The 8793-nt window shown below is 68.6% G+C and carries 11 protein-coding genes; all 11 read right to left on the reverse strand.

Annotation, left to right across the window (positions count from 1 at the left end; translation table 11 throughout):
* Positions 1 to 185: 185 nt before the first annotated feature.
* The 11 genes from lgt to IM689_RS14910 all read right to left on the reverse strand — a co-directional run bounded on the left by lgt (position 186) and on the right by IM689_RS14910 (position 8714).
* Positions 186 to 1139: a prolipoprotein diacylglyceryl transferase gene (gene lgt, locus IM689_RS12555; RefSeq protein ID WP_193644246.1), complete on the reverse strand. Its 954-nt coding sequence runs from the start codon at positions 1137 to 1139 to the stop codon at positions 186 to 188.
* The gene (locus IM689_RS12560; RefSeq protein ID WP_193644247.1) at positions 1139 to 1897 is read right to left on the reverse strand and encodes a DsbA family protein; all 759 of its coding nucleotides are present in this window, start codon (positions 1895 to 1897) and stop codon (positions 1139 to 1141) included. The genes lgt and IM689_RS12560 overlap by 1 nt, the downstream gene beginning before the upstream one ends.
* Before the next feature lie 37 nt (positions 1898 to 1934).
* Positions 1935 to 2414 carry a MauE/DoxX family redox-associated membrane protein gene (locus IM689_RS12565; protein ID WP_193644248.1) on the reverse strand — a complete coding sequence of 160 codons (480 nt, stop codon included), beginning with the start codon at positions 2412 to 2414 and terminating at the stop codon, positions 1935 to 1937.
* A complete protein-coding gene (gene trpA, locus IM689_RS12570) occupies positions 2411 to 3202 on the reverse strand; it encodes a tryptophan synthase subunit alpha (RefSeq protein ID WP_193644249.1) in 792 nt (263 codons plus the stop codon). Before trpA ends, IM689_RS12565 begins: the two co-directional genes overlap by 4 nt.
* Positions 3199 to 4470 (reverse strand): tryptophan synthase subunit beta, encoded by a 1272-nt coding sequence (gene trpB, locus IM689_RS12575; RefSeq protein WP_193644250.1) that lies wholly within the window; start codon positions 4468 to 4470, stop codon positions 3199 to 3201. The genes trpA and trpB overlap by 4 nt, the downstream gene beginning before the upstream one ends.
* Positions 4467 to 5276 (reverse strand): indole-3-glycerol phosphate synthase TrpC, encoded by an 810-nt coding sequence (gene trpC, locus IM689_RS12580; RefSeq protein ID WP_193644251.1) that lies wholly within the window; start codon positions 5274 to 5276, stop codon positions 4467 to 4469. The genes trpB and trpC overlap by 4 nt, the downstream gene beginning before the upstream one ends.
* Positions 5277 to 5331: 55 nt before the next feature.
* On the reverse strand, positions 5332 to 5556 hold the full coding sequence (locus IM689_RS12585; protein ID WP_193644252.1) for an HGxxPAAW family protein: 225 nt from the start codon (positions 5554 to 5556) through the stop codon (positions 5332 to 5334).
* Positions 5557 to 5691: 135 nt separating this feature from the next.
* Entirely contained in the window at positions 5692 to 6267 is a 576-nt protein-coding gene (locus IM689_RS12590; protein ID WP_193644253.1) for a Trp biosynthesis-associated membrane protein, read from the reverse strand.
* Positions 6264 to 7811, reverse strand: a complete 1548-nt coding sequence (locus IM689_RS12595; RefSeq protein ID WP_193644254.1) for an anthranilate synthase component I — start codon at positions 7809 to 7811, stop codon at positions 6264 to 6266. Before IM689_RS12595 ends, IM689_RS12590 begins: the two co-directional genes overlap by 4 nt.
* A complete protein-coding gene (hisI, locus tag IM689_RS12600) occupies positions 7808 to 8272 on the reverse strand; it encodes a phosphoribosyl-AMP cyclohydrolase (RefSeq protein WP_193644255.1) in 465 nt (154 codons plus the stop codon). The genes IM689_RS12595 and hisI overlap by 4 nt, the downstream gene beginning before the upstream one ends.
* A 175-nt stretch (positions 8273 to 8447) precedes the next feature.
* Positions 8448 to 8714, reverse strand: coding sequence for an HNH endonuclease (locus IM689_RS14910; protein ID WP_193644256.1), 267 nt, complete (start codon positions 8712 to 8714; stop codon positions 8448 to 8450).
* Positions 8715 to 8793: the final 79 nt, after the last annotated feature.

The following is an 8793-nucleotide window of genomic DNA, read 5'->3' on the forward strand; positions in this document are numbered from 1 at the left end:
TTCGTCGTCGGGACGCACGCATCGTCGTGAGACGGCACGTGCGTCGAGCAGTGTTCGGAACAAACCGCGGGACGGCGTTGGCCTGCGGGCCCGAGAAGACTATCGCCTGTCGGGCGTTTTCGCTCAGAAAGCGGACACCCTCATCTCACTGAATGAAATGAGGGCGTCATCGTGCGAACGGCGTCTCAGTCCGTGGAGTCCTTCGTCGTGGAGGTCGCCTCGTCGGAGGTGGCGGTCTCGGACGTGTCCGACGACGCAGTGGACACGCCGTCGTCGGCGCGCCTGTCGCTGTCGTCGCCAGCCCGTGCCAGCCGGACATCCGGATCGGCTTTCCTGCGCGCCAGGAAGATTCCCAGGCCCAGGAGGAAGACGAGGATCGAGACCCACACGTTCACCCGCAGCCCGAGGATGCGGTTGGCGAAGTCGCTTCGCATGAGCTCCACGATGATGCGGCCCACCGGGTAGAGCATGACGTAGAGGCCGAAGGCCTGTCCGCGACGCAGACGTCCGCTGTCCGAGATACGCCAGATGACGAACGCGATGAGCAGGCACCACAGCGCCTCGTAGAGGAACGTCGGGTGGAACGTGCCGAGCACAACCGGCTGACCCGTGGAGTCGACGACGGCCTTGCCGGCTCCACTGTCCCACTGGTGGATCTCCAGGGCCCACGGCACGTCGGTGCGGCGGCCGTAGAGCTCGTTGTTGAAGTAATTGCCGAAGCGGCCGATGGCCTGCGCGAGCGGCAGACCGGGGGCAATGGCGTCCGCCAGAACGGCGAAGGGCACGCCCTCACGGCGTGCGCCGATCCACGCGCCCAGAGCACCGAGGGCGACCGCGCCCCAAATACCGAGGCCGCCCTGCCACACCTTGAGGGCGTCGACGGGGTTGCCGTTGTCGCCGAAGTACGGCTGCGGTGTCGTGATGACGTGATACAGCCTGCCGCCGACGATGCCGAACGGAACGATCCACAGCACGACGCCGACGGCGGCGTCACGCTCGTACCCGCGGGCCTCGAGGCGACGACCGGCGATGATCGTCGCCACGATGACGCCCGCGAGGATGCACAGGGCGTAACCGCGCAGCGGGATCGGCCCCAGCCACAGGACGCCCTCGGTGGGCGAAGGGATCGTTGCGAGCATCAGGACTTCGCCAGAACCTTGTCGATCGTCGTCGGGGTGGAACCCTCGATGTTCATCATTCCGGCCATGTCGGCGTTCTCGACGTCCTTGCCGTTGATCTTCACGACAGGGGTGGAGTTCACGCCGTCCTTGTTCGTCTGCTCCTCGGTCTGCTCGACGTAGGAGCCGTACGTGTTGTTCTTCACGCAGGAGGCGAAGGCGGACTCGGCCCCGTCGCTGATGCCCACGTTCTTGCCGAACTCGAGCAGGTCGTCCTGCGTGTAGCCCTTGCCCTCATCCGGCTGGTTCTCGAACGTCTCGCGCGTGAACTCGGCGAACTTGCCGGCGTTGGCCGAGCAGAACGCTGCGTTGGCGGCGCGGGCCGAGTTGTCACCCGGGATGTTCTCGTCGAGGAACGTCTTGACGTGGTAGTTCAGCTTGATGTCACCGGACTTGGCCAGTTCGGTGAGCTTCTCCCCCTGCGCCGTTTCGAACTTCCCGCAGAACGGGCACTGGAAGTCGAGGTAGACGTCCACGGTCTTCGCGCTGTCCTTGGCCTTGTCGGCGAAGACCGGCATGCCCTTGCCGCCCGCCATGGCACCCTGCGGCAGCGACTTGGCGCTGGTCGCCTGGGGCGTCTCGTCCTTGCGAAGACTCATGAAGGCGACGAGGCCGATCGCGAGGACGGCCACAAGCCCCACCACCGTCGCTATGACGGCCTTGCTCGGCCCCTTCCTGGGGCCGACGGAGGCCAACTTGTCGGAAGCGTCGGGACGCATGCGCACGAACCTTTCGAAGAAGACCTGAGTGTGTCGTTCAGCCCCAGAGGGCCTGATCCACACTAAACCGGCTGCGTGGGCGCAGACTGAGTGCCCCCGCCATGACGAGGAAAACGAGGTCGCGGGCGATCTCGAGCGGATACTTCGTGGCGTTCTCGGAGACTGCCCCGCCTTCGCTGAAGCAGCCGCAGTCGATGGAGAGCCCCCGGGCCCACGCCGAGGCGATGCCCGCGATGAACACGACGAGAAGAAGCGCAGCGAGCAGGCCCGAAAATCGGGTGAAGAGCCCCACGAGCAGGAGCACACCGAGGGCGACCTCGACCATCGGCAAGAGCGTGCCGATGAGGTTCGACACGTCGTAGGAGAACAGCTCGTAGGCACGCACCGACCGGCGCGATGCGGGGGAGTTCGTCAGCTTCGGCACACCGGCGAAGAGGAACACCGCGGCCAGTGCGAGGCGGAGCACGAGCGACACCCACGGCATGCGGGTGCCCTCGAGACGCGCCCTGTCCGTCATCCGCGGACGCCCGCTGCGAGTTCGCGCGTCTTCTCCGCAAGTCGCTCGAGACCTTCGTCGAGATCGACGTCGAGCAGGCACTTGACGAGGGCCGAGCCGACGATGACGCCGTCCGCGTACTGGCCGATCTCGCGGGCCTGCTCGCCGGTGGAGACACCGAGGCCGACGCACACGGGCAGATCGGTGGTGGCGCGCACCTTCTCGACGAGGCCCTTGGCGGCCTCGCCCACCGACGTGCGAGCTCCCGTCACGCCCATGACGGACGCGGCGTACACGAAGCCGGACGTGACGTTCGTCGTCGCTGCGATGCGAGCGGGCGTCGAACTCGGCGCCACGAGAAAGATCTTGGCGAGGCCGAGTTCGTCGGCGACCTCGATCCAGTCGGCGCCTTCTTCGGGCACGAGGTCGGGCGTGATGAGACCGCTACCGCCGGCGGCGGCAAGGTCCTGGGCGAACTCGCGAACGCCGTGACGCAGCACGGGGTTCCAGTACGTCATGACGACGGCCGCTCCCCCGGCGTCCGAGACCTCGCGCACCGCGGCGAAGACGTCGGGCACGTGCACGCCCTGCTCGAGCGCCTGCGTGGCCGCGGTCTGGATGACCGGGCCGTCCATGAGCGGGTCGGTGTAGGGCAGGCCGACCTCGACGATGTCGCAGCCCGCCTCGACCATCGTGCGCACCGCCCGCAAGCAGCCCTCGCGCGACGGGAAACCGGCGGGCAGGTACCCCACGAGGGCCGCACGGCCCTCGCTGCGCGTCGCCGCGAGAACCTCGTCCAGCTTCGTCATACCTGCGTCTCCTCTTCGTCGCCCGCGACGACGACCTCGTCCTCGTCGATGAGGCCGAACCAGCGTCCGGCGGTGTGGACGTCCTTGTCACCGCGCCCGGACAGGCTGACGAGCACGAGCCCGTCCGGGCCGAGTTCACGACCGACCTTCATCGCGCCGGCGAGGGCGTGAGCCGACTCGATGGCCGGCAGGATGCCCTCGGTCTGCGACAGGAGCTTGAAGGCTTCCATCGCCTCGGCGTCGGTGATCGGGCGGTACTCCGCTCGGCCGGAATCCTTGAGGTAGCTGTGCTCCGGGCCGACGCTCGGGTAGTCGAGACCGGCCGAGACCGAGTGCGTCTCGACGGTCTGACCCTCGTCGTCCTGGATGACGTAGGTGTAGGCGCCGTGGAGCACGCCGGGCGACCCCTCGCCGGTGAAACGCGAGGCGTGCTTGCCCGTCTCGACGCCCTCGCCGCCGCCCTCGAGGCCGATGAGGCGCACGTCCTCGTCGCCGATGAAGCGGTGGAAGATGCCCATGGCGTTCGAGCCGCCGCCGACGCACGCGCAGATGGCGTCGGGCAGGCGTCCGGTCTCCGCGAGGATCTGCTCACGGGCTTCCTCGCCGATGACCTTGTGGAAGTCACGCACCATCTCGGGGAACGGGTACGGGCCCGTCACCGTGCCGAGCACGTAGTGGGTGTGCTCGACGTTCGCCACCCAGTCGCGGAACGCCTCGTTGACGGCGTCCTTGAGCGTCTGGCTGCCGTGTTCGACAGGCACGACCTTGGCGCCGAGCAGCTGCATGCGCGCGACGTTGAGCGCTTGGCGTTCCGTGTCGACCTTGCCCATGTAGACGACGCACTCGAGCCCCATGAGGGCCGCGGCCGTGGCCGTCGCGACGCCGTGCTGGCCCGCTCCCGTCTCGGCGATGACGCGCGTCTTGCCCATGCGCTTCGCAAGCAGCGTCTGGCCGAGGACGTTGTTGATCTTGTGCGAGCCCGTGTGGTTGAGGTCCTCACGCTTGAGGAAGATTCGCGCACCGCCACAGTGCTCGGCGAACCGCGGCACCTCGGTGAGGATGCTGGGACGGCCCGTGTAGCTGCGCTGCAGTTCGGCGAGTTCGGCGGTGAACGCCTCGTCCTCCATCGCGGCGAGGCGGTGCGCGTCGAGTTCCTCGAGCGCCGCGACGAGCGCTTCGGGAACGTAGCGGCCGCCGTAGGCGCCGAACCGGCCGAGGCCCGCCGGGGCCAGTCCTTCGCCGGAGGGGCGAACCTGCTTCTCGCTCATGCCAGGGCTCCTTCGCAGGCGCGGATGATGTCGGCCAGCCCCTCGCGTGGGGCGCCGTTCTTGACGAGCGCCTCGCCGATGAGGAGCGCCTGGGCGCCCTCCTCGGCGTAGCGGCGGGCGTCGTCCGGGCCGGAGATGCCGGATTCGGCGACCTTGACGACGTCCGACGGCAACGTCTTCGCGATGGGGCCGAAGACCTCGGGGTGGACCTCCAGCGTCTTGAGGTTGCGCGCGTTGACGCCGATGAGCTTCGCGTCGAGCGCGAGAGCCCGCTCGGCCTCGTCGGGGTCGTGGACCTCGACGAGGGCGGTCATGCCGAGCTCGCGCGTGATGTCGTGGAAGTCGCGCAGCTGGGCGTCGTCGAGCGCGGCCACGATGAGCAGGACGAGGTCGGCGCCGTGCGCCCGGGCCTCGAAGAACTGGTACGGCTCGACCATGAAGTCCTTGCGCAGAACCGGGATGTCGACCGCCGCACGAACGGCGTCGAGGTCGGCGAGGCTCCCACCGAAGCGCCGCTGCTCGGTGAGAACGGAGATGGCCGTCGCGCCACCGTCGGCGTATGCGCTCGCGAGGTGCGCCGGGTCCGGGATCTCGGCGAGCGCGCCCTTGCTCGGGCTGGAGCGCTTCACCTCGGAGATGACGCCGATGCGGCCTTGCTCGCTGGAGGCGCGAAAAGCCGCGAGCGCGTCACGTGCCGGTGCCTGCGCACGAGCGTCGGCTTCGACGCTGGCGAGGGACCTGACGTGGACGCGCTCAGCGAGATCTTCGCGGACCCCGGCGATGATCGAGTCGAGAACAGTGGTCACTGTCTTATCCAATCATCGTGAGGCCCACGGCCTCACGGGTTGTCCACGGGACGGGTCAGGCGTGGCTCGCCTGGCCCTTCTTCTTGCCCTTGTTCGCCTTGCCCATGGCCCAGCCGACGAGGCCGCCGGCGATGAAGACGATGCCACCGACGATGGCAAGCATGTCGTTATCGAAAAAGACACCGGCCGCGATGATGAGCGAGGCGATCATGCAGATGGTGACGCCCGTCCACGCGGCGACGCTGTGACCGTGGTCGAGGTAGGGGCTGTCTCCGGACATCGTCAGGCTTCTCCTTGATGAGGGCGCGCTGAGTCGTTCCGATTCGTACCGGATCCGACGGGCGCGGCGAGGTGTTCCAGGTCATTCTGTCAGGCTCACACGGCTCGTGCGAGCCCGGGGTGTGGCGCGTGTCGCTCAGGTGCGATCGGTCGGGTCGACGCCGCGCGACATGAGATCCCAGTCGCTCTCCTCGGAGCGCTTGGGCGCCTCACCGTCGACGGGCGCCTCGTAACGACTCGACAGACCGTGCCAGCGGCGCAGACCGAGCAGGCCGAGCACCGAGGACAACAGCGCGAGGAGCGCCGTGAACACGGCCACCCAGAACCAGACGGTGAACTCGCCGCGGGCCACCGCTTCACCGGTGTGGCCGGTGACGGAGGACATGCGGCTCTTCACGGCCGAGGCAGGGTCGAGCAGTGTCCGCAGCGTCAGAGCGACCATGGCAATCGAACCGAGCAAGGAGATGACGCCGGCGGGCCAGCGCGCAATGCGACCGGCCGTCGCGGCTGCCAGCAGGCCCGCGCACGCGACGAGGGCGATTCCGAAGTACCCCGGGATCGCCTGGTTGCCCGTCACGTCGACCGCGTTCGTCGAGAGGACGCCGTCGTTGAGGGTGCCGTTGATCCACGCGCGTCCGGAGGCGATGAGCGCGAGGACGCCCGCGATGAGCGACAGGAGGATGACGCTGCGCTTCGAGGAGATGTCCCTCATCGGATGGGCTCCATCCCGGTGGCGGTCGCAACTGCTCGCAGGGCGGCCGCCGCCTTGTTGATCGTCTCTTGATATTCGCTCTCGGGCACCGAGTCGGCCACGACGCCGGCTCCCGCCTGAACGTGGGCCACGCCGTCCTTGAGCACCGCCGTGCGGATGGCGATGGCAGCGTCCGCGTCACCGGCGAAGTCGAAGTAGCCGATCACTCCCCCGTACACGCCGCGGCGTGAGCCTTCGCGCGACTCGATGATTTGCATGGCGCGCGGCTTCGGGGCACCCGAGAGCGTCCCGGCCGGGAAGGTGGCCTCGAGCACGTCGTACGCGCTGGCGTCCTCGCGCTTCGTGCCGACGACGGTCGACTCGAGGTGGATGACGTGGCTGTAGTTGCGGATGTTCATGAACTCGACCGTCTCCACGGTTCCGGCGCCGCAGACGCGCTGCAGGTCGTTGCGCGAGAGGTCGACGAGCATGAGGTGCTCGCTGCGTTCCTTCGGGTCGTTCAGCAGGTCGTCGCCCAGTTCCCGGTCGTGTTCCGGCGTCTTGCCGCGCGGGCGCGAGCCGGCGATGGGGTGGGTGATGACCCGCTCGCCAGTCACCTTGACGAGAGCCTCGGGCGACGAGCCGACGACGTCGTAGACGCCGCCGTCGGGCAGGGGCAGGCGCAGCAGGTACATGTACGGGCTGGGGTTGCTCGCACGCAGGGCGCGGTAGACGTCGAGCGCGTCGGCGTCGGTGTCGACGCTGAAGCGCTGGGAGACGACGATCTGGAACGCCTCGCCGGCGCGGATGTCCTCCTTGCAGGCCTCGACCATGTCGTGGAACTGCTCGCGCGTGTGCGTGCTGCGCACGTCCTGCTCGGGCGTGTGCGGCACGGCGACCGTGGAGGGTGCCGAGTCGCCGAGGCGCTGCTGCATGGCGTCGAGGCGCGCAACGGCGTCCGCGTAGGCGCCCTCGACGCCGGTGTCGAGGCCGTCGAAGTTGACCGCGTTGGCGATGAGCAGGAGCGAGCCGTCCTGGTGGTCCATGACGGCCAGGTCGGTGGCGAGCAGCATCGTCACCTCGGGGATGCCCAGCGCGTCCTCGGCATCGTCGCCGATTTTCTCCCAACGGCGCACGGCGTCGTAGCCGATGGCGCCCACGAGGCCACTCGTCAGGGGCGGCAAGCCGGGGATGCGTTCGGTGTGGAGCAGTTCGAGGCTCTCGCGCAGGGCGTCGACGGCGAGGCCGCTCGTCGGAAGGCCGGTGGGCACGTCGCCGAGCCAGACGACTTCGCCGTCACGCTCGGTGAGCGTGGCGCGGCTGGCGGCGCCGATGAACGAGTAGCGCGACCACACGCCGCCGTGCTCGGCGGATTCGAGGAGGAACGTGCCGGGCTCGTCGCGCGCGAGCTTGCGGTAGACGCCGATCGGGGTTTCGGCGTCGGCGAGCAGGCGTCGGACGACGGGAATGACGCGGCGTTCCGTTGCGAGGTGAGCGAAGACGTCGGCGCTCGGCCACGTGGCGCCCCAGGTGAGGTCGGCGGCCAGGCTGGGCGTCGTCGTCATGCGGGATCCTCCGTGGGGTGCTGCTCGTGGGTCGGCTTGAGGTCGTGCTGATCGATCTCCGACATCGCATCCGCGGCGGGGCCAGTGGCGTGTGTCGGAGATCCGACGGTGGCGTCCAGATCGGTGAAGAAGCAGGTGCGCGCGCCGGTGTGGCAGGCGGCCCCGATCTGCTCCACGCGGACGAGGAGTGCGTCACCGTCGCAGTCGAGCGCGACGGACTTCACGTACTGCGCATGCCCCGACGTGTCGCCCTTGCGCCAGTACTCACCGCGGCTGCGCGACCAGAAGGTGACGCGCCCGTCGTTCAGCGTGCGCCGCAGCGCCTCGTCGTCCATCCAGCCCAGCATGAGCACCTCGCCACTCGCCTCATCCTGGACGATGGCGGCCACGAGACCCGAGTCGTCGCGCTTGAGCCGCTGGGCGATCTCGGTGGGCAGGGGCGTCGAAGTCATGGGTGCCATTGTGCCAACCGCACGCGCCGGAGCGAGAACCCGTCTGTGCTTGGCGGCACCGGGCGGGCGTGAGGGCGCCGCGCCGACGCGGGCAGATGATGCGATTTAGTTCACGTGACGCAGTCTGAGCAGGCGCAAAACGCGTCAGGTGAACCGAACTGCGTCAGCTGCGCCACAGCGGCGCTCAGGCCACGCGGCCCCCGCGCGGTTCCAGCGGCACCGTGGCTCCGCCGGGGCGGGTCACCCAGCTGCGGCCGGTGGGCGACTCCCACTCGCATGTGGCTTCGGCATCCATGCTCACCGCGTATCCGCCGAACGTCTTGGCGCGGTGGTGATGACGACACAGGCTCTGGAGGTTCGACCCGCTCGTTGCGCCGCCCTCGGCGAACGGGATGACGTGGTCCAGGTCTGCAGATGTCGCGGGACGTGTGCAGTACGGGCAGCGGCACACCTTGAAGCGCCCTGGGTTTCGTTCCGCGCTTATGTGGTGACGAGGGTTCTCGTCTGGGATTGATCGTAGGACGCTTCGA

This window comes from Dermacoccus barathri, from assembly GCF_015070805.1.
GTDB lineage: Bacteria > Actinomycetota > Actinomycetes > Actinomycetales > Dermatophilaceae > Dermacoccus > Dermacoccus abyssi.